Here is an 18,782-nt window from a genome sequence, read left to right on the forward strand (position 1 = left end):
CTCTCCCGGGCTTTAACCGTTCGGTGCGGCGGTTACCTGCGCTTCAGGACACCGATGCCGAGGAAATGGCCGTCGACCGATTCGTATTGCTGGGTGAAGTCCCAGGCTTCGAACTCGCTTTCGGCCTGCTTGATGTAGTTCCAGAAGAGCGTCGTGCCGGCGCAGGCCTGCGAGGATATGTCGTGATGCACGATGATACCGGCCTGCTTGCGCACCATTAGGTGGTCGTACATCACGCCGTGCAGCGAATGGTCGCCGTCGATGAACACCATGTCAGGCTTGAACGAGCGCAGGTAGTCGCCAACCTGCTGGGAGGTCGACAGGTCCTGGATGTAGTGCACGGGCGTGGAGGAGATTTCCCGATACTTTTCGATGAACGGCGTCGGCTCGATCGGATCGATGGCGAGGGAAAACTCCAGCGGCGCGCCGATCTTCTTCAGCCATTCGTTCACCAGGATGAACGTTCCGCCCCACCGGCAGCCGATTTCCGTGAAGTTGCGGACCTGCCGGGCATTGTGGGACAGCCAGACAAGATAGCGGGCGAGCTGGGAAGGATACTGCCACAGGTGCAGGCCCTTGCCGAAATAGGGGGAAAGCTCGTTCGGCTGCTGTTCGAGATATTCGTCGTTCAGGCCGAGTTCGGGGATCAGCTGCCGCTCGATGTACTGGATGTCGTAGCATTTTGCGCTGGGCAGGTTGCGGATGGTTTCTATCGCGCTTTCCACCGAGCCGGAGATGCTCGCATAATATTGGTATTTCTCAATCATCCGAACCGTCCTTTGGTACGCGCGATTGGCCGCCTTCGCGTGGGAGACGGCTGCGCGGGGGATCGCGGCCCGTCGGGCCCGATCCCGGTAAAAAAGCAAGGTTGTTTCGCGAGCGCATGGCTGCCCGGCCCCCGGAAATCCCCTTGGGACCTCTAGAGGCGCAGGCTTGCTTCAAGCTGATGATGGTGCCTGGCTCAGCCGGCCAGGTCTATGACGCCGCAATCGCCGGCTTCGCTGGCGAAGGCGAGGAGCTTTCCGTTGCCGCTCCAGGCCAGGGAGGTGACGGCGCCCTTGCCGGGGCGGCGCAGCAGCACTTCGCGGCTATCGGCAAAACGGGCGGCCAGCACCATGCCGTCGGAATAGCCGATGGCGACGACCTCTTCCGCGGGATGACAGGCGACGCAGGTCACCATCACGTCGGCGCGGGTGCCGAGTTCCAGCGGCGGCTTGCCCATCGGCCCGTCCTTGGCGGAGAACGGCCAGACGATCGCCGCCGGTGCGCCGGACGAGGCGAGCCATTTGCCCTTCACCGACCAGGACAGCGACTTCACCTTGGCCGGATAGCCCGTCATACGCATGTGGCGCGTCTCGGCGCCGGGCTTGGTGTCGAGCTTCCAGCCATGCAGGGCGTTTTCCTGCATGCTGGTGACCACGAAGCGGCCGTCGGGCGAGAAGGTGATGCCGGTATGGGCGCCTTTCCATTCGAGATCGACCGGCTGGCCGGCCATTGCCACCCAGTGCAGCGAGGCGCCGTTGTAGCGCGCCACGCCGATGCGCAGGCCCTTCGGCGCGAAAGCGATGCCCTCGACCGAGCGGCTTTCGGCGAATTCCTTGATCGTGCCGTCGGCAAGGCGGACGCGCGCCGTGCGCCCCTCGGCAAAGCCGACCGCGCCCTGCGGGCCGGCGGCGACGATGGAGATCCATTTGCGTGGCACTTCGGCGAGAAGCGTCGCGGTGCCGTCGGCGGCGATGCGCTGCACCTTGCCGTCCTCGCCGCCGGTGATCAGCGTGCCGCTCGCCTCGTCGCGAATGCAGGCGAGCAGACCGTCATGCGCCTCGGTGACCTTCTCGCCGTGGTCGAGGCGGTGGATGGCGCCGGAGGCGGTGGCGAAGAACGGCACGTCGCCGAGGAAGGCGGCCGCGACGACGTGCCCGTCGAGATCAAGAGGCGCGACTGTCGGCATCAGGTCTTGTCTTTCATGCGCAGGACGGTATCCGAAAGTCGCTTCACACGGTCCGGCATCATGCTTTCTGGGCCTCGCAGGCCTTGAAGGTGCGCTCGATCTTCTCGCGGTCGAGATCGCGGCCGATGAAGACAAGCCGGCTTTCGCGCGTCTCGCCGTCCTTCCAGGCACGCTGGTGGTCGCCCTCGACGATCATGTGCACGCCCTGCACGACATAGCGCTCGTCATCGCCGGCAAAGGCGATGATGCCCTTGAGACGCAGGATGTTCGGGCCGTCCGTCTGGGTGATCTTCTGGATCCAGGGGAAGAAGCGGTCCGGGTTCATCTCGCCGCCGCGCAGCGAGATCGACTGCACCGTCACGTCATGGATCGGCGAGACGCCATGGTCGTGGTGATGGTGGTCATGATCATGATCATGATCGTGGTGGTGATGGTCGTGATCATGGTGGTGGTGATCATGGTCGTGGTCGTGACCATGATGGTGATGGTCGTGGCCGCAATCGGGGCCGCAGACATGGTCCGGATGGTCGTGGTCGAGGAAGTGCGGGTCGTTTTCCAGCGCCCGCTCCAAGTTGAACGCACCCTGGTCGAGAACCTTGGAAAGGTCGATTTCCGAACGGGTGGTGCGGTGGATGCGGGCGGACGGGTTGATCACGCGCACGGTCGCCTCGATCCGGGCCAGCTCTTCCGGGCTGACGAGATCGGTCTTGTTGATCAGCACGACGTCGGCAAACGCGATCTGGTCTTCCGCCTCGCGGCTGTCCTTCAGGCGCAGCGGCAGGTGCTTTGCATCGACCAGCGCCACGACGGCGTCGAGCTCAGTCTTCTGGCGCACGTCGTCGTCCATGAAGAAGGTCTGGGCGACCGGCACCGGATCGGCAAGGCCCGTCGTTTCGACGATGATGGCATCGAACCGGCCGGGGCGGCGCATCAGGCCTTCCACCACGCGGATCAGGTCGCCGCGCACGGTGCAGCAGATGCAGCCGTTGTTCATCTCGTAGATTTCCTCGTCGGACTCGACGATGAGGTCGTTGTCGATGCCGATCTCGCCGAATTCGTTGACGATGACGGCATATTTCTTGCCGTGGTTATCGGTCAGGATGCGATTGAGCAGCGTCGTCTTGCCGGCGCCGAGATAGCCGGTGAGCACGGTGACGGGAATGGGCTTGGGGAGGGCTGTTTCGGTCATGGGAACCTCGAGCGATGGCGGGGACGCGTGCGGCGTCCGGTTGGCGTCTGATATAGGAGATCGGACGGGCCAGCGCAAATGCGATCCGGCCTTTGTCGTCATGCAAAATCGCCCCGTGCCTTTGCCGGAGCCGCTTTAACGCAGCGTTTGCAGGTCGAAGGCGGCGACGTCCTCAAGAAGGGCGAGGAGGCCGCGCACGGCATGGGCGAGCAGTACCTCGCCCCTTTGCGCCGTTGCCGCGGCGGCGTTGCCGGCAACACCCTTGGGGTTGAGGTCGGACATCTTCCAGCCGAAGGCATGCGGGCCATAGGCGCGCAGATGGGCAAAGCGCGCGGCGAATTCCGCCTGCCGCGAACCGAAGCGCTCCGCCCTGTCCATCCGGACACGTTCCGGATGCAGGGCGAGCATGACGGAGGTCTCGATGTCGCCGCCGTGGATGTCGAGCGCCTTGTCCTCAGGCGTAATCCAGCCTTCCGGCTGGCCGAAGCGGGTCCAGGCGGTGGCGACGACGAGCATGTCGAGGTGCACGCGTGCCTCGGTCGCGACAATCGTCATCAGCGGCGCGTTGCCGCCATGCGCGTTGAGCAGGACGAGCTTGCGGATGCCTTTCGCCTTGAGGTCCCCCGCAATGCCCAGCCAGCGTTCCACCGCCTCCGCGTAACCGAGCGAACGCGTGCCCGGCACATCGAGATGTTCCGGCGAATAGCCGACGGGCTCCGCGGGCAGGATGGTCACGGGCAGGTGCGCCGGCAGCACGGCCATCAACCGGGAAACGATGCCCTCGGCGATCAGCGTGTCGGTTTCGAGCGGCAGGTGCGGGCCGTGGCCCTCATGGGCGCCGAGCGGCAGGACGGCGATCCAGTCGGCGCGGTCCCCTGCCGTCAAGGCCGGGTCGTTCTCGCTCCATCGCATCTTTGGATGCGCCATTGCCTGCCTCTCGTCCCGTCTTGCCGCCCGACTGTCACATGAGTCATACAGGGCCATGCCCGCGATGCAAGGGTAACGCAGGGAACGGTGAGGCGGAGGCAATCGATGGGCAAGAAGCACAAGGACGGCAAGAAGGGCAAGAAGAAGAAGGGGCACGCGGATGTCTCGGGCGCAGGTCTTGCCGCCGCCGTCGTCAATGCGGCCCGCTCCATGCGCACGGTACTGTCGCGCAATCTTCTCGCCACCGGTCTCTATGCCGGCCAGGATGGGGTGATCCTGGCGCTTGCCGAGGAGGGGGGCCTGACCGCAGGGGCGCTCGCCGCCCGGCTCGGCGTCAAGGCGCCGACCATGACGCGCACGATCGGACGCCTCGAGGCGCAGGGTTTCGTGGAGCGCCGGCCGGACGAGACGGACGGCCGCCTGACCGTCGTGCACCTCACGCCCGCCGGCGAGGCTTCCATCGGTCATATCACCGAGGCGGGCCGGCTCAGCGAGCAGCAGGCGGCGGAAGGTTTGAGCGAGAAGGACGTGCGCCAATTGCTCAAGCTGCTTCGCGCCGTGGACGAAAACCTGCATGGCGGCCTGCCGGATGCGCCGCGCGATAGCGAAAAGGCAGTTGCCGACGAGATTTAAACTGTTTAAATAAACGGTTTTAAACGCCGTGTTGCTTGGCGTTCGTCGGGGAGGGGTCGTGGCACAGAAAATCAAGCTTTCCACCATCGCGGAGACGCTCGGCGTTTCCACGGCGACGGTATCGCTTGCGCTCAGGGACAGCCCGCTGGTTGCAGCCTCCACCCGCGACAGGATCAAGGAACAGGCCCGCGCGCTCGGCTATATCTACAATCGCCGCGCCGCCAGCCTGCGCACCTCCCGGTCGGGCATCATCGGCGTCGTCGTGCACGACATCATGAACCCGTTCTACGCGGAGATACTGAAAGCCATCGAGAGCGAGCTCGATCGCGACCGGCAGACCTTCATCCTCTCCAACCACTACGATTCGGTCGAAAAGCAGCGCAACTTCGTCGAGACGCTGCTGCAGCTCGGCGGCGACGGGGTCATCATGTCGCCGGCCATCGGCACGCCGCCGGAGGATATCCAGCTTGCCGAGGACAACGGCATGCCGGCGATCCTGATCGCGCGCTCGATCGAGGGGCTGGACGTGCCGATCTTCCGCGGCGACGACAGCTACGGCATCTCGCTCGCCACCAACCACCTGATCGGTCTCGGCCACCGCACCATCGCCATGGTGGGCGGCACGGACCAGACGTCGACCGGCCGCGACCGCTACCAGGGCTATGTCAACGCGCTGCGCAAGGCCAATATCGAGATGGATCCCGGCCTGCGCATCCCCGGCCCGCGTACCAAGCAGGGCGGCTTCGAGGCGGCGGTGCATTTCCTCTCCCTGCCGCAAAAGCCGACCGCGGCGGTCTGTTGGAACGACCTCGTGGCGATCGGCCTGATGAACGGCATCGCCCGCGCCGGCCTCGTGCCCGGCCGCGATGTCTCCGTCACGGGTTACGACGACCTGGAGGAGGCGGCGATCGCGACGCCCGCGCTCACCACCGTCTGGAACGGCCAGTCCGAGGTCGGTCGCAATGCCGCCCGCGCGCTGCTCGACAAGCTTTCGGGCAGCCACGAGCCGGACGGCATTCACCTTATCAAGCCGGAAATGCGCATTCGCCAGTCCACGGGGCCGCTGAAGCCCCACCCGGAAGGCTGAGGCAAACCGGGCAAACGGAGATTTCGCCATGGTGGTCAAGACGCGCATTCTCGTGCCGGGCACGATCCGCGAGCGGGTGCTCGACCGGCTGAAGGATGCCTTCGATGTGGTGCGCATCGAGCGGGCGGATCCGGCGCTGCTTGCGCGGTCCGAGGCGGCAGGCATTTCCGGCATTGCCGTCTCCGGCGGGCTCGGCGCGGCGATGATCGAACATCTGCCTGCGCTGGAGATCATCGCGAGCTTCGGCGTCGGCTATGATGGTGTGGATGTCGCTGCCGCCGCGGCACGCGGCATAACCGTCACCAACACGCCGGATGTGCTGAACGACGAGGTGGCCGATACGACGATCGGCCTGCTGCTCAACACGGTGCGCCGCTTCCCGCAGGCCGAGGCCTGGCTGCGCGAGGGCCGCTGGGCGCGCGAGGGTGCGTTCCCGCTGACGCCGCTCAGCCTGCGCGGCCGCAAGGCCGGCATCTACGGCCTCGGGCGCATCGGCATGGCCATCGCCGAACGGCTGAAGGGTTTCGGCATCGAGATCGCCTACCACACGCGACGTCCGCGCGAGGGCGTGCCCTTTGCCTATTATCCGTCTCTGGCGGAACTGGCGGGCGCGGTGGACATCCTCATCGCCATCGTACCCAAGACGGCCGAGACGCACCGGACGATCGGTGCGGACATCCTTCGGGCGCTGGGGCCGAACGGCGTGCTGATCAACGTCGGACGCGGCTGGACGGTCGACGAAGCGGCGCTCGCGGCGGCGCTCAAGGACGGCGTGATCGCGGCGGCCGGGCTCGACGTGTTCTATGACGAGCCGAACGTGCCGCCGGCGCTGCTCGACCTGCCGAACGTCTCGCTGCTGCCGCATGTCGCCTCGGCTTCGGTGGCAACACGCGATGCCATGGCCGACCTTGTGGCGGACAATCTCTTCGCCTGGTTCGAGCGCGGCGCGGCCGTGACGCCGGTGCCCGAAACGCCCTTTACGCGAAAAGCGGGGAACGGTCCGGAAAGCCTTCGTTAACCTTTCGGCAAGTTTGCGGGCGCATGCTTTTGCCATCGAGTCGCTTGCGAAGGAGAGCCCCATGAAGACGCTGATGCTTGCCGCCGTGGCCGGCGTGTTGTCGCTGGGGCTCTGGAGCGTTGCCGCGGACCGGACGCCGGCTGTGGACCCGGTGACGACGCGGTCCATTCCCGCGCCGGCGGGAACGCATAGCTATACCATTTCCAACGTCGTGGCGAACACCGCCTGCCTTGCCGAGCGCGGCGGCCGCATCTCGAGCCGCAGTGAACGCTTTGCCGCCAACATCGACTGCGATGCGGTCTGGCCACGCCTCTCCGCGGCGCGGACCTGGGTCAACAATGGCGACGGCACGGTGGTCGTCGCCGATGCGCAGGGCGAGCCCATCCTGACCGTCGTCGACGGCGACGGCCTTGCCTACGAGGCCGTCGAGCCCGCCGACGCCATGATCACGATGATTTCTGCCGACTGAGCGATCATTCGGCAGCGGTCCGGTGCGCGGTCACCTGCTTGGAGGCGGCATAGTCGCGCACGGCCTGGCCGAAGGCCGCGAAAAGCCTGTTCGACGGCTGGTCGGAGCCGACCCAATATTCCGGATGCCATTGCACGCCGACCGCAAAGGCCTTGGCGCCGATGACGGAGACGGCCTCGATCGTGCCGTCCTCGGCGACGGCTTCGACGGCAAGGCGCGGCGCGATGTCGGAGATCGCCTGCCGGTGCAGCGAATTGACCTGCACCTCGCCGGCGCCGACGACGGCGGCAAGGCAGCTGCCCTCCTTGACGATGACCGTCTGGCGGATGCCATAGGCGACGTCGAGCACGGGCGTGTCCGGCTTGCGGTGATCCCACATGCCGGGCTGTTCCTGGATCTCGTTGGCGAGCGTACCGCCGAGCACGACGTTCAACTCCTGGATGCCGCGGCAGATGGCGAGCAGCGGAATGCCGCGTTCCAGAGCGCGGCTGATCAGCGGCAGGCTGGTGGCGTCGCGCGCGGTGTCATAAGGGCCTTCCGCCTCGGTCGCTTCCTTGCCATAGAGCGAGGGATGCACATTGGTGCGCGAGCCGCTGACGAGGAGCCCGTCCACCCGGTCGAGAATGCCGTCGAAATCGGTGTCCGTTTCGAGCGCCGGCACGAGGAACACCGTGACGTCCGCACCCTTGACGGCGGCGCGCACATACTGGTTCGGGGTGGCCTGCCAGACGTTGCCTTCGATTTCCCTGATATCGGCGGGAATGGCGACGACGGGTTTCGACATGGTGGGCTCCGGAAAAAGAAATACCAAATGAGGATTTGCTATCAAATCCAGCATCAGTCAATTCCCCCATTTCGGCGAAATGACGACGGATGCCCTGTTTCCAGGGGACAGGAGGCTCGCGGCTCCATCGAGATTCGACAGGATTCGAGGTCCGCAAGCCACGCTCCGTTAACCAAAGGCTTGCAAACAGCGATTGCACGCTAAATTTTTCTCGCCCCGCTGCTGCGTAATACTGTGTCGTGCCGGAGACAGGAAATTATACGCATGACTCATGTCAGGTTGAGTTTGCTGCGCGAAAATCGGCAATATTGCAATATTGGGTTGAATGTACCTTCCATGGGTTGAACGGGCGTGCAATGATGCCGGGCACTACCCTTGTTATTGGGTAATTTCCCGAAATCATTCATTAAATTTTGGTCGGTAACCCTCTCTTGGTATAGGGAGTGCCGAATCCATGAAGGATAAGGGTCAAAACACACTGCCGGCTGATGTGTACCTATCGTTCGTCAGCTCGCTGTACGGAAACCGCCAGACCCTTTTCGTGGGCATGATCTCCCATGTCATCACGTTCTCCTTCGTCTACGCCAAGACCGCCGACCCCTTCTTCCTGATCTGGAGCGGCCTCGTCGTCGCCATCTGGTCGCTGCGCGCCGTCGGCATGCGCCATTTCGACCGGGTGGACCATGCGGCGCTCGACATGGACGGCATCCGCTATTGGGAGAACTGGTACAATCTCGGCGCCGTCGGCACGACGCTGGCGCTCGGCACGGCCTGCGGCTACAGCCTGCTCTTCAGCCGCGACAGCTTTGCGGAACTCGCCTGTATCGCGGTGACGCTCGCCACCATGGTTTCCGTCGTCGGGCGCAATTGCGGCTCGAAGCGGGCGGTCGACTACATGACCTTTTCCGCCTGTTTCCCGATGGTCGTGGGCTTCCTGGGCCTGCAGGATTTCTACCATGCGGTGCTTGCGGTGCTCATCCTGCCCTTCGTGATGACGACGCGCATGATGGCGAACGGCGTGCGCGAATTCCTCTACAAGAACGTGCTGGCGACCCGCGAGGTCTCCATCATCGCCGACCGTTTCGACACGGCGCTGAACAACATGCCGCACGGCCTGTTCATGCTGGACGCCGACCACCGGATCCTCGTCGCCAACCGCCGGGCCTGCGAACTCCTGCATCTCGGCAACCAGGAGCGGCTGAAGGACTGCCATCTCGACGTGGTGCTCAGGTTCGGCGTGCGCAATACCTTCCTCAACGCCGAGCAGAGCAAGACGATCCTGCGCCAGCTCGACGAGCTCCTGAAGGGCGAGCGGTCCCGTGCGCTGGTGCAGGTCACGGACGGGCTCTATCTGGAATTCACCGCCTCGCCGCGCGAGAACGGCGGCGCCGTCCTCATTTTCGAGGACGTGACCGGACGTGTGCGGGCGGAAAACAAGATCCTGCACATGGTGCGCTACGACAGCCTCACCGGCCTGCCTAACCGCACCTATTTCGCCGATCTCGTGCAGGAGGCGCTGGGCGAGCGCAAGAAGCCGGGCACGGTCGGCTTCATGGTGCTCGATATCGACGACTTCAAGCATGTCAACGACATGAAGGGCCACGTCACCGGCGACCGGCTGCTCTGCGCCATTGCCGAGCGCCTGCGCCGGCTTGCCGGCGACAAGGTGTTCGTCGGCCATCTGATGGGCGACGAGTTCATCCTCTTCTTCCCCAACGAGACGAATCGCCGCGACCTCGAAACGCGCATGCGCCGCTTCCACGAACAACTGCGCGGCACCTACGAATTCGACGGCATGACGTTCCTCGTCTCCTTCAGTGCCGGTGCCGTGATGGTGCCGAGCGACGATTTCCGGCTGGAGGAAATGCAGATCCGCGCCGACCTTGCGCTCTTCGAGACGAAATCGCGCGCCAAGGGCAGCGTCACCGTCTTCGAGCAGGAGATGGACGCGCGCTACATGGATCGTCAGAAGCTCAAGGACGACCTGCGCGAGGCGCTCGCCAGCAACACGCTCTCCGTCGCCTACCAGCCGATGTTCGTGCCGGACGGTTCGCGCATCGAGTGCTGCGAGGCCCTGTCGCGCTGGACGCATGTCGAGCGTGGCCCGGTGCCGCCGAATGTCTTCATCCAGCTCGCCGAGGAGATGGGCATCGTCTCCGAGATCACGCGCTTCATGATCATGCGCGCCTGCGCCGACTGCGCGGGCTGGCCGGCGCATATGGGCATATCGGTGAACCTTTCCGTGCAGGACCTGCGCGGCACCGGCATCATCGACCTCGTCACCGAGGCGCTGGAGGCGGCCGGGCTCGCGCCGCACCGGCTGCATCTGGAAGTCACCGAAAGCTGCCTCATGGAAGAGCCGGTCAAGGTGCAGGCGATCCTGCAGGAGCTGCGCGCCCGCGGCATCACCATCGCCATCGACGATTTCGGCACCGGCTATTCCAGCCTCAGCTATCTCGACCAGCTGCCGCTCGATGTCATCAAGATCGACCGCTCCTTCGTGCGCAACATCGGCGAGGACGCGCGCCGCTTCAAGCTCCTGCGCGGCACCGTCAACCTGTCCCGCGAGCTCGGCCTGCGCATCGTCGTCGAGGGCGTCGAGACGCGCGAGCAGCTCGCCCTCATCAACAAGTACCAGTGTGCCGATCTCGTGCAGGGCTATGTCTTTGCGGCACCCATGTCGCCGGATGCACTGCGCGATCTCTACGAGACCCTTGCCCGCAAATCCGGCGAATCCCGCCGCCGCGGCCGTCGCGTCGCCTGATCCTTTCCACGCCCAATCTCGTAACGTGTGAATTCGACACGATATATCAGCTTATTCAAAATTAGTGTTAACCATATATTAAGGTTAATGAATGGTATTTTACACAAATTGTCTTATATCGACGATTGTAGTGACGGCAGCGCGGTGGCTGCCGGTGTTTTTCAATCGGGGTACGGGGACAATGGCCAGCGTAGAGACGGCGACCAACCGCTTTTCGGACAAGCTTCTGGGACTGCTCGACAGGATCGAGTATCGCCGCGTGGAGACGGGCGAGGACATGGAAGACGTCGCCCGCATCCGCTACAAGGCCTACAAGGCCGGCGCCGTCATGCATCTCGATGAACAGGCGGTCCTCATCGACGAGGTGGATTTCGACAGCCATGCCTATGTCTTCGGCATCTATTACGAGGAGCGGCTGATCTCCACGGTGCGCCTGCATCATGTGACGCCCGAGCACCGCGTCACCTCGTCGGGAAAGGTCTTCCCGGACGAGATCAATGCCTTCCTCGATGCGGGCATGTCGCTGATCGATCCGGTGCGCCTTGCCGCCGACCCGGAGATCTGGAGCGAGATGCCGGCCATTCCGTATCTGACGCTGCGCATCGCCACGATGGCGACGGACTATTTCCAGACGGATCGCTGCGTGCAAATGGTCAAGCCCGCGCATTCGGCCTTCTACAAGCGCGTCTTCGATGCCGATTTCGTCGCCTCGCCGAAGAGCAACCAGGGCAAGTTCATCATCGACCTGATGCTGCTGGCGACCAACGTCAAGGAGACGCTGCCCTCGCTCTACCAGCGCTTCCCGTTCTTCAAGTCGGAGCCCTACGAGCGCCGCATGATGTTCGCGCGCGGCGACGACCTGCCGTTCAGCCCGCTAACCGTGCGCCCGACGGCGCGCCGCGCGCATTTCGGCGGCGGGCGGATCGAGCTTTCCGGCAATGCCTATGCCGGGTGAGGCGCCCGCGTTCTGATGTCGCATGCCGGGCCGGTTTCGTCTGAAACCGGCCCGTTCTGTTTCGGAAACGATACAAGTCGAAACGCGCTGCCCGCCTTGCCGTTGCGCTTTGCCGATCCATTGTGTATGGCCAGAAAGACGCGTGTCTTCACGCTTGAGGGAATCTGTTTTGGCGCTCGTCGTGGGCTTTCCGGCTGACGGGTGCGGGTGCTTAGGAGAAGGTAGACTATGGCTGAACATCATTCCGGACCGGTCGAAACGGGCGCTGCGATGGATTACCCGGAGCACGAGAAGACCTACGACCTCTTCATCGCCGGTGCCAAATACGGCACGCTGTTCTGCGTCGCGCTGCTGGTCGCCATGGCCGCCGGCTTCTTCACGAGCGCCGGTTTCTTCTCGAGCCTTCTGCTCCTCATCATTCTCAACGTCGTCGGCTACTTCCTGCTGCGTTGACCTGAACAACCGCGTCCGCGGTTTGTCATGCGGCGCCACCCGGCGCCGTGATCCAACACGGCCAGTCTCGGGGGGAGGACCACGGTTTGAGTCAGTGTGTTTTTGTAGCAAGGGAAAGTGACCCGGCCGAAGGCCGCGTCGCGGGTTCCGTCGAAACGGTCAAGAAAATGAAGGGCCTCGGGCTCGATGTGCTGGTGGAGGCCGGTGCAGGCCTTGCCTCGCGCATCCTGGATGCGGACTACGAGGCCGCCGGCGCCCGTATCGTCGGCCCCGGCGAAGCGAATATCGCCGACGTTGTCCTGAAGGTCCGCCGGCCCACCGCCGCCGAGATCGCGACCTACAAGCCCGGCGCCATCGTCATTGCCACGATGGACCCCTATGGCAACGAAGCGGCCATCGCCGAGATGGCCAATGCCGGTCTCACCACCTTCGCCATGGAATTGATGCCGCGCATCACGCGCGCCCAGTCGATGGACATCCTGTCCTCGCAGGCCAACCTTGCCGGTTACCAGGCCGTCATCGACGCCGCCCATGAATTCGACCGCGCCATGCCGATGATGATGACCGCCGCCGGCACCGTGCCGGCCGCCAAGGTCTTCGTCATGGGTGCCGGTGTCGCCGGCCTTCAGGCCATCGCGACCGCACGCCGCCTCGGCGCGGCCGTCTCCGCGACGGACGTGCGCCCCGCGGCCAAGGAACAGGTCGCCTCGCTCGGCGCGAAGTTCATCGCCGTCGAGGACGACGAGTTCAAGGCAGCCGAGACCGCCGGCGGCTATGCCAAGGAAATGTCCAAGGAATATCAGGCGAAACAGGCCGCGCTCGTCGCCGACCACATCGCCAAGCAGGACATCGTCATCACGACGGCGCTCATCCCCGGCCGCCCGGCGCCACGGCTCGTGACGCGCCAGATGCTGGCGGCCATGCGCACCGGTTCCGTCGCCGTCGACCTCGCGGTCGAGCGCGGCGGCAATATCGAAGGCGCCGAGGCCGGCAAGGTCGCCGAGGTCGAGGGCGTCAAGGTCATCGGCTATCTCAACGTGCCCGGCCGCATCGCGGCCTCCGCTTCGGCGCTCTACGCCAAGAACCTTCTCACCTTCCTGGAGACCATGGTCGACAAGGAGACGAAGTCGGTTGCGGTCAATGTCGAGGACGAGCTGGTCAAGGCGACGATGCTGACCAACGGCGGCGCCGTGGTGCATCCGAACTTCGGCGGCGCCGTTCAGCAAGGGGAGGGCAAGTGATGGCGAACGAACTTCTCGACAAGGCGATCACCGATCTGGAACGTGCCGTGGAGGCTGTGCGCACCGCCTCCGAATATGTGCCGGACGCGGCCGCTGCCGTGGCGCATGGCGTTTCCGGCGGGGCGATCGATCCCTTCGTCTTCCGCCTGGCGATCTTCGTGCTGTCGATCTTCGTCGGCTACTATGTCGTCTGGTCGGTGACGCCGGCCCTGCACACGCCGCTGATGGCCGTCACCAACGCGATCTCCTCGGTCATCGTGGTTGGTGCGCTGCTGGCCGTCGGCATCTCGCTTTCGGGCGTTGCTACGGGTTTTGGTTTCGTGGCGCTGATCCTCGCCTCCGTCAACATCTTCGGCGGCTTCCTCGTCACCCAGCGCATGCTGGCGATGTACAAGAAAAAAGACAAGTGAGGCCGGCCCGATGAACGCAAACTTCGCAGCCTTCCTCTATCTCGTCTCCGGCGTGCTCTTCATCATGGCGCTGCGTGGCCTGTCGCATCCGACGACCAGCCGGCGCGGCAACATGCTCGGCATGGTCGGCATGGGCATCGCCATCGGCACGACCTTGCTGCTCGCGACCCCATCCTTCGGCGGCCTCGTGCTCATCGTGCTCGGCCTTGCCATCGGCGGCGGCGCGGGTGCCTGGATCGCCCGCTCCATTCCGATGACCTCCATGCCGCAGCTCGTCGCCGGCTTCCATTCGCTCGTCGGCCTTGCCGCCGTGCTGGTGGCGGCCGCCGCGCTCTATTCGCCGGTCTCCTTCGGCATCGGCGCGGTGGGCGAAATCCATGGCCAGGCGCTCGTCGAAATGGCGCTCGGCGCCGCCATCGGCGCGATCACCTTCACCGGTTCGATCATCGCCTTCCTCAAGCTCGACGGGCGCATGTCCGGCAAGCCGATCATGCTGCCCTACCGGCATGTCATCAACGTCGTGCTGCTCGCCGCGATCGTCTTCTTCATCGTCGGCCTGACGCTGTCGGAAAGCCATATGGACTTCTGGCTGATCGTCGTGCTGGCACTGGCGCTCGGCGTGCTGCTCATCGTGCCGATCGGCGGAGCGGACATGCCGGTCGTCGTCTCCATGCTCAACTCCTATTCGGGATGGGCTGCGGCCGGCATCGGCTTCACGCTCGGCAACCTCGCGCTGATCATCACCGGTGCGCTGGTCGGCTCCTCGGGCGCGATCCTCTCCTACATCATGTGCAAGGGCATGAACCGCTCGTTCATCTCCGTCATTCTCGGCGGCTTCGGCGGCGAGACGGCGGCAGCGGCTGACGACGGCGTGCAGCGCACGGTAAAACAGGGCTCTGCCGACGACGCGGCCTTCCTGATGGCGAACGCCTCCAAGGTCATCATCGTGCCGGGCTACGGCATGGCGGTGGCCCAGGCCCAGCATGCGCTGCGCGAGCTCGCCGATACGCTGAAGAAGCAGGGCGTCGAGGTGAAATACGCGATCCATCCGGTCGCCGGCCGCATGCCTGGCCACATGAACGTGCTGCTCGCCGAGGCGAACGTACCCTATGACGAAGTGTTCGAGCTTGAGGACATCAACTCGGAATTCGCCCAGGCCGACGTCGCCTATGTCATCGGCGCGAACGACGTGACCAACCCGGCCGCGCGCGACGACAAGTCCTCGCCGATCTACGGCATGCCGATCCTCGACGTCGACAAGGCCAAGACCTGCCTCTTCGTCAAGCGCTCACTCGGCTCGGGCTATGCCGGCATCGACAACACGCTGTTCTACAAGGACGGCACGATGATGCTGCTCGGCGACGCCAAGAAGATGACCGAAGACATCGTCAAGGCGATGAACCACTGATCGGCAAAGCCCGGAACGAAAAAGCCCGCGAGATGATCGCGGGCTTTTTGTTGGAAGGATCCCTGCCGGATCAGGCCGGCTTGGCGGCGCTGGCGACGCCGCGGGTGCGGGCAAGGCCGTCCTTGGCGGGCTTGTAGTTCGGGTCGAGCTTCAGCGCATGCGAATAGGACTTCGCGGCGCGCGCCATGTCACCGCGGCGCTCGTAGATCAGGGCCTGGTTCGCCCAGGACTCGGCAAGCTTGCCGTCGAGGTTGATCGCCGTATTGAAATCCTGGAACGCGTTGTCGTCGTCGCCCTGCGCGGCATAGGAAATGCCGCGGCCGTTATAGGGTTCGGCCGAATTCGGCGAGAGCGAGATGGCCTTCGAGAAGTCCTCGATCGCCTTGTCGTGCTGGCGGCGTGCCTGGTAGATCAGGCCGCGGTTGTGATAGGCGCGCGGATCGGTCGTGTCGAGCTGGATGGCGCGGTTGAAGTCGCGGAAGGCCTCATCGAGGCGGCCGGCCTGGCGATAGAGGTTGCCGCGGCCGATATAGGCGACGTCATAGTTCGGGTTGAGCTGCAGCGCCGTGTTGTAGTCGCTCGCCGCCTGCGCCTGATCGCCCAGGCTGCGCTGAACGAGCGCGCGGTTGGCATAGGCCTGGTAGAAGCGCGGGTTGAGCTCGATCGCGCGGTTGAAGTCGTCGACCGCGCGGCGGTACTGGCCGGCGCGGCCATAGGCAGAACCGCGCACATTGTAGCCCGCGGGATCCTGCGGATTGGCGGCGATGACGGCCGAGAGCGAGGAGATGTTCTCTTCCGAGCCTTGCGCGCGCTCCACCTTCAACACGTCCGTCGATGTCGTCGACTGGCAGCCTGCCATGAGGAGCGCGAGCGACGCGGTGGCGACGGCGGCCATCAGCGGACGGCGCAGGCGGACCGATGCGGAGGAGAAACGAGCGGTCGGGAACCCGGTAGATGCAGCCATGTCCAAGTGCGAATCCTCAAAGTGGGCTTCTATCGCGCCTCATACGCGATGAAAACACTACGCCTCCACAGCCCGCGCGTCATTTGGCGCGCAAAGGACGCTGTGGTCCTCTCGATCTGCCCGTTACGCTTGAAATCGCGGTCGAATTCCAGCGTAGCGAACCGGCAATTCCGGCGAAGGGGCGTAGCGATAGCGCCCGGAATTGCACGGGAAGTCTTTCACATCCGTGAAGAAACGACCGGTCACGTCAAAAAAGGCGGCGGCGAAATGTTCGCCCCCGCCCGGTCTTGCATCCGAAAACGTCGAAAAGACGGCCGATCAACGGGCGCCGGGACGACCGCCGATGAGGCCTTCGCGCTGGGCGCGCTTGCGGGCCAGCTTGCGGACGCGACGAACGGCTTCGGCCTTTTCACGCGCACGCTTCTGCGACGGCTTTTCATAATAGTCGCGCATCTTCATTTCACGGAAAATACCCTCGCGCTGCATCTTCTTCTTGAGAGCGCGGAGAGCCTGATCAACGTTGTTGTCGCGGACAAGTACCTGCACGAGAATCCCGTTCCTTTGTTTGTTGCCGCCCGGCGATTCTATGGGTCGTCAGGCAAACAGATGACGTTCGCGCAGCCCAGAAGGCTGACGATTGGCGTGTCGGATACCAGATCGCAGCAGTGAAGTCCAGCCTGAAGCGCCGGGAAGCTGAGGATATTTGCGACAGGCCTTCCTGAAACCATCGCAAAACCTTCGATGACGCGCATGTCGCATGTGGTACAAGGTACGCCTGAATGCGTCGCAAAGGATACGGCGCGCCGCGCCAGGATTTGCTTTCTATCGGGGCAGGAAACAGGCCGGCCGGACCGGCGAGACTTTGAGGACTTGGATATGCGCAAATATTCGGTTTTCGCCGTCGCCCGCGAGGCGATGCGCGGCCACAAGGGGTGGGAGGCGCAATGGACCTCGCCCGAGCCGCGCAAGGACTATGACGTGATCATCGTCGGCGGCGGCGGCCATGGCCTCGGCGCGGCCTATTACCTCGCCAAGGAGCACGGCATCACCAATGTCGCGGTGATCGAGAAGGGCTGGCTCGGCGGCGGCAATACCGGCCGCAACACGACCATCATCCGCTCGAACTATCTCTATGACGAGAGCATGGATATCTACGAGCACTCGCTGAAGCTCTGGGAGGGCCTGAGCCAGGACCTCAACTACAATGTCATGTACTCGCCGCGCGGCGTGATGATGCTGTCGCACAATGTGCATGACAAGCAGTCCTTCCAGCGCCACGTCCACGCCAACCGGCTCTACGGCATCGACAATGAATGGCTGACGCCGCAGCAGGCGAAGGATTTCGTGCCGGTTCTCGATATCTCCGCCTCCGCCCGCTACCCGATCAACGGCGCGGCCCTTCAGCGCCGCGGCGGCACCGCCCGCCACGACGCCGTGGCCTGGGGGTATGCGCGCGCTGCCTCGGACCGGGGCGTTCATGTCATCCAGAACTGCGAGGTTAAGGGCATCCGCCGCGGGCCGGACGGCGCGGTGACGGGCGTCGAGACCTCCAAGGGCTTCATCGGCGCGAAGAAGATCGCGGTGTCGGCCTCCGGCCACAACTCGGTCATCATGGCGATGGCCGACGTCAAGCTGCCGCTGCATTCCGTGCCGCTGCAGGCGCTGGTCTCCGAGCCGATGAAGCCGATCTTCCCCTGCGTGGTCATGTCCAACTCGGTGCATGCCTATATCTCGCAGTCGGACAAGGGCGAACTCGTCATCGGCGCGGGCACGGACCAGTACAACTCCTATTCCCAGACCGGCGGCCTGCAGATCATCACGCATACGCTCGACGCGATCTGCGAACTCTTCCCGATGTTCCGCCGCGTCAAGATGATGCGCCAGTGGGGCGGCATCACCGACAACACGCCGGACCGTTCGGCGATCCAGGGCGTGACGCCGGTGAAGAACCTCTTCGTCAATTGCGGCTGGGGCACCGGCGGCTTCAAGGCGACGCCCGGTTCGGCGCATCTCTTCGCCCATCTCATCGCCAGGGGCGAGCCGCACAAGCTGGCGGCCGGCTTGACGCTGGACCGCTTCCGCACCGGGCGCCTCATCGACGAGGCGGCGGCGGCGGCCGTGGCCCACTGATGAACGGCGCGCTGCTTGCAGGCTTTCTTGTGACGGCCGGCATCCTGCCGGCTGGCGACATTCTTCCGATGCCGGGAGACTTTCGCTTTCAGAAGATCCAGAAGGCAGCGGGCGAGACGGATTGGCCCTTCGTCGCGAAGAGCGGGATGCTGGGATGTGCGAAGGTGTTCGGCGGTCGGGCGGTCTATTTCCTTCCCGACGAGACGGACATGAACCGCGCCTTCAATCTCGATGTGAACGTCTTTGCGATGAGCATGGTCAATTTCGGAATGACAGACATTCTGGCCCCTTACGACAATGCCGAGCAACTCGTGAGGCGGATTGCTCCCTTCGTCACGATGGGCCAGCGACTTTGCGATCAGGCTCCGGGCACGTTCGTGTCGGGACCAGAGCTTTAAA

At 64.3% G+C, this 18,782-nt stretch carries 19 protein-coding genes; 12 read left to right on the plus strand and 7 right to left on the minus strand.

Annotation, left to right across the window (positions count from 1 at the left end; all coding sequences use genetic code 11):
• Positions 1–32 precede the first annotated feature (32 nt).
• The 4 genes from MUU56_RS15675 to MUU56_RS15690 all read right to left on the minus strand — a co-directional run bounded on the left by MUU56_RS15675 (position 33) and on the right by MUU56_RS15690 (position 4,067).
• Entirely contained in the window at positions 33–767 is a 735-nt protein-coding gene (locus tag MUU56_RS15675; RefSeq protein WP_244768232.1) for a class I SAM-dependent methyltransferase, read from the minus strand.
• A gap of 194 nt (positions 768–961) precedes the next feature.
• Positions 962–1,951, minus strand: coding sequence for a WD40 repeat domain-containing protein (locus MUU56_RS15680; protein ID WP_244768233.1), 990 nt, complete (start codon positions 1,949–1,951; stop codon positions 962–964).
• Positions 1,952–2,009: 58 nt separating this feature from the next.
• Positions 2,010–3,140 carry a CobW family GTP-binding protein gene (locus tag MUU56_RS15685; protein WP_244768234.1) on the minus strand — a complete coding sequence of 377 codons (1,131 nt, stop codon included), beginning with the start codon at positions 3,138–3,140 and terminating at the stop codon, positions 2,010–2,012.
• 135 nt (positions 3,141–3,275) lie between these two features.
• On the minus strand, positions 3,276–4,067 hold the full coding sequence (locus MUU56_RS15690) for a creatininase family protein (RefSeq protein WP_244768235.1): 792 nt from the start codon (positions 4,065–4,067) through the stop codon (positions 3,276–3,278).
• 105 nt (positions 4,068–4,172) lie between these two features.
• On the opposite strand from MUU56_RS15690, the gene MUU56_RS15695 reads away from it, so the two are divergent.
• From MUU56_RS15695 to MUU56_RS15710, 4 genes are all read left to right on the plus strand, one after another.
• The gene (locus tag MUU56_RS15695) at positions 4,173–4,700 is read left to right on the plus strand and encodes a MarR family winged helix-turn-helix transcriptional regulator (RefSeq protein ID WP_244768236.1); all 528 of its coding nucleotides are present in this window, start codon (positions 4,173–4,175) and stop codon (positions 4,698–4,700) included.
• Between the two features lie 58 nt (positions 4,701–4,758).
• Positions 4,759–5,787 carry a LacI family DNA-binding transcriptional regulator gene (locus tag MUU56_RS15700; RefSeq protein ID WP_244768237.1) on the plus strand — a complete coding sequence of 343 codons (1,029 nt, stop codon included), beginning with the start codon at positions 4,759–4,761 and terminating at the stop codon, positions 5,785–5,787.
• Positions 5,788–5,815: 28 nt separating this feature from the next.
• Positions 5,816–6,805, plus strand: a complete 990-nt coding sequence (locus MUU56_RS15705; protein ID WP_280531077.1) for a 2-hydroxyacid dehydrogenase — start codon at positions 5,816–5,818, stop codon at positions 6,803–6,805.
• Between the two features lie 61 nt (positions 6,806–6,866).
• Positions 6,867–7,274: a hypothetical protein gene (locus MUU56_RS15710; RefSeq protein WP_244768238.1), complete on the plus strand. Its 408-nt coding sequence runs from the start codon at positions 6,867–6,869 to the stop codon at positions 7,272–7,274.
• Between the two features lie 4 nt (positions 7,275–7,278).
• On the opposite strand, the gene MUU56_RS15715 is transcribed toward MUU56_RS15710, so the two are convergent.
• Positions 7,279–8,058, minus strand: a complete 780-nt coding sequence (locus tag MUU56_RS15715) for a gamma-glutamyl-gamma-aminobutyrate hydrolase family protein (protein WP_244768239.1) — start codon at positions 8,056–8,058, stop codon at positions 7,279–7,281.
• Between the two features lie 454 nt (positions 8,059–8,512).
• On the opposite strand from MUU56_RS15715, the gene MUU56_RS15720 reads away from it, so the two are divergent.
• The 6 genes from MUU56_RS15720 (at position 8,513) to MUU56_RS15745 (ending at position 15,289) form a co-directional block, all read left to right on the plus strand.
• Positions 8,513–10,822 carry a putative bifunctional diguanylate cyclase/phosphodiesterase gene (locus tag MUU56_RS15720; protein ID WP_244768240.1) on the plus strand — a complete coding sequence of 770 codons (2,310 nt, stop codon included), beginning with the start codon at positions 8,513–8,515 and terminating at the stop codon, positions 10,820–10,822.
• A gap of 181 nt (positions 10,823–11,003) precedes the next feature.
• Positions 11,004–11,777 carry an N-acyl amino acid synthase FeeM domain-containing protein gene (locus MUU56_RS15725; RefSeq protein WP_244768241.1) on the plus strand — a complete coding sequence of 258 codons (774 nt, stop codon included), beginning with the start codon at positions 11,004–11,006 and terminating at the stop codon, positions 11,775–11,777.
• A 228-nt stretch (positions 11,778–12,005) separates the two neighbouring features.
• Complete coding sequence (locus MUU56_RS15730; RefSeq protein WP_244768242.1) at positions 12,006–12,230, plus strand: aa3-type cytochrome c oxidase subunit IV; 225 nt, start codon at positions 12,006–12,008, stop codon at positions 12,228–12,230.
• An 86-nt stretch (positions 12,231–12,316) separates the two neighbouring features.
• Positions 12,317–13,471: a Re/Si-specific NAD(P)(+) transhydrogenase subunit alpha gene (locus MUU56_RS15735; RefSeq protein ID WP_244768243.1), complete on the plus strand. Its 1,155-nt coding sequence runs from the start codon at positions 12,317–12,319 to the stop codon at positions 13,469–13,471.
• Entirely contained in the window at positions 13,471–13,881 is a 411-nt protein-coding gene (locus MUU56_RS15740; RefSeq protein ID WP_064331212.1) for a proton-translocating transhydrogenase family protein, read from the plus strand. The genes MUU56_RS15735 and MUU56_RS15740 overlap by 1 nt, the downstream gene beginning before the upstream one ends.
• 10 nt (positions 13,882–13,891) lie before the next feature.
• The gene (locus MUU56_RS15745) at positions 13,892–15,289 is read left to right on the plus strand and encodes an NAD(P)(+) transhydrogenase (Re/Si-specific) subunit beta (protein ID WP_244768244.1); all 1,398 of its coding nucleotides are present in this window, start codon (positions 13,892–13,894) and stop codon (positions 15,287–15,289) included.
• A gap of 70 nt (positions 15,290–15,359) precedes the next feature.
• Here the strand turns inward: MUU56_RS15745 and MUU56_RS15750 are convergent, their stop codons facing one another.
• Together MUU56_RS15750 and rpsU are read right to left on the minus strand one after the other, a co-directional pair.
• Positions 15,360–16,253, minus strand: a complete 894-nt coding sequence (locus tag MUU56_RS15750) for a tetratricopeptide repeat protein (RefSeq protein ID WP_398432656.1) — start codon at positions 16,251–16,253, stop codon at positions 15,360–15,362.
• A 318-nt stretch (positions 16,254–16,571) separates the two neighbouring features.
• Positions 16,572–16,799: a 30S ribosomal protein S21 gene (gene rpsU / locus MUU56_RS15755; protein ID WP_119256642.1), complete on the minus strand. Its 228-nt coding sequence runs from the start codon at positions 16,797–16,799 to the stop codon at positions 16,572–16,574.
• Positions 16,800–17,129: 330 nt separating this feature from the next.
• On the opposite strand from rpsU, the gene MUU56_RS15760 reads away from it, so the two are divergent.
• The gene (locus MUU56_RS15760; RefSeq protein ID WP_244768245.1) at positions 17,130–18,383 is read left to right on the plus strand and encodes a sarcosine oxidase subunit beta family protein; all 1,254 of its coding nucleotides are present in this window, start codon (positions 17,130–17,132) and stop codon (positions 18,381–18,383) included.
• Positions 18,383–18,781, plus strand: a complete 399-nt coding sequence (locus tag MUU56_RS15765; RefSeq protein ID WP_244768246.1) for a hypothetical protein — start codon at positions 18,383–18,385, stop codon at positions 18,779–18,781. The genes MUU56_RS15760 and MUU56_RS15765 overlap by 1 nt, the downstream gene beginning before the upstream one ends.
• The last annotated feature ends 1 nt before the right edge of the window (position 18,782 follow it).

The organism is Shinella yambaruensis, assembly GCF_022899355.1.
GTDB lineage: Bacteria > Pseudomonadota > Alphaproteobacteria > Rhizobiales > Rhizobiaceae > Shinella > Shinella yambaruensis.

Bases quoted from the DNA above. Each gene is read 5' to 3' on its own strand.
- MUU56_RS15675 (WP_244768232.1), bottom strand. From the start codon at position 767: ATGATTGAGAAATACCAATATTATGCGAGCATCTCCGGCTCGGTGGAA.
- MUU56_RS15680 (WP_244768233.1), bottom strand. From the start codon at position 1,951: ATGCCGACAGTCGCGCCTCTTGATCTCGACGGGCACGTCGTCGCGGCC.
- MUU56_RS15685 (WP_244768234.1), bottom strand. From the start codon at position 3,140: ATGACCGAAACAGCCCTCCCCAAGCCCATTCCCGTCACCGTGCTCACC.
- MUU56_RS15690 (WP_244768235.1), bottom strand. From the start codon at position 4,067: ATGGCGCATCCAAAGATGCGATGGAGCGAGAACGACCCGGCCTTGACG.
- MUU56_RS15695 (WP_244768236.1), top strand. From the start codon at position 4,173: ATGGGCAAGAAGCACAAGGACGGCAAGAAGGGCAAGAAGAAGAAGGGG.
- MUU56_RS15705 (WP_280531077.1), top strand. From the start codon at position 5,816: ATGGTGGTCAAGACGCGCATTCTCGTGCCGGGCACGATCCGCGAGCGG.
- MUU56_RS15710 (WP_244768238.1), top strand. From the start codon at position 6,867: ATGAAGACGCTGATGCTTGCCGCCGTGGCCGGCGTGTTGTCGCTGGGG.
- MUU56_RS15715 (WP_244768239.1), bottom strand. From the start codon at position 8,058: ATGTCGAAACCCGTCGTCGCCATTCCCGCCGATATCAGGGAAATCGAA.
- MUU56_RS15720 (WP_244768240.1), top strand. From the start codon at position 8,513: ATGAAGGATAAGGGTCAAAACACACTGCCGGCTGATGTGTACCTATCG.
- MUU56_RS15725 (WP_244768241.1), top strand. From the start codon at position 11,004: ATGGCCAGCGTAGAGACGGCGACCAACCGCTTTTCGGACAAGCTTCTG.
- MUU56_RS15730 (WP_244768242.1), top strand. From the start codon at position 12,006: ATGGCTGAACATCATTCCGGACCGGTCGAAACGGGCGCTGCGATGGAT.
- MUU56_RS15740 (WP_064331212.1), top strand. From the start codon at position 13,471: ATGGCGAACGAACTTCTCGACAAGGCGATCACCGATCTGGAACGTGCC.
- MUU56_RS15745 (WP_244768244.1), top strand. From the start codon at position 13,892: ATGAACGCAAACTTCGCAGCCTTCCTCTATCTCGTCTCCGGCGTGCTC.
- MUU56_RS15750 (WP_398432656.1), bottom strand. From the start codon at position 16,253: ATGGCTGCATCTACCGGGTTCCCGACCGCTCGTTTCTCCTCCGCATCG.
- MUU56_RS15760 (WP_244768245.1), top strand. From the start codon at position 17,130: ATGCGCAAATATTCGGTTTTCGCCGTCGCCCGCGAGGCGATGCGCGGC.
- MUU56_RS15765 (WP_244768246.1), top strand. From the start codon at position 18,383: ATGAACGGCGCGCTGCTTGCAGGCTTTCTTGTGACGGCCGGCATCCTG.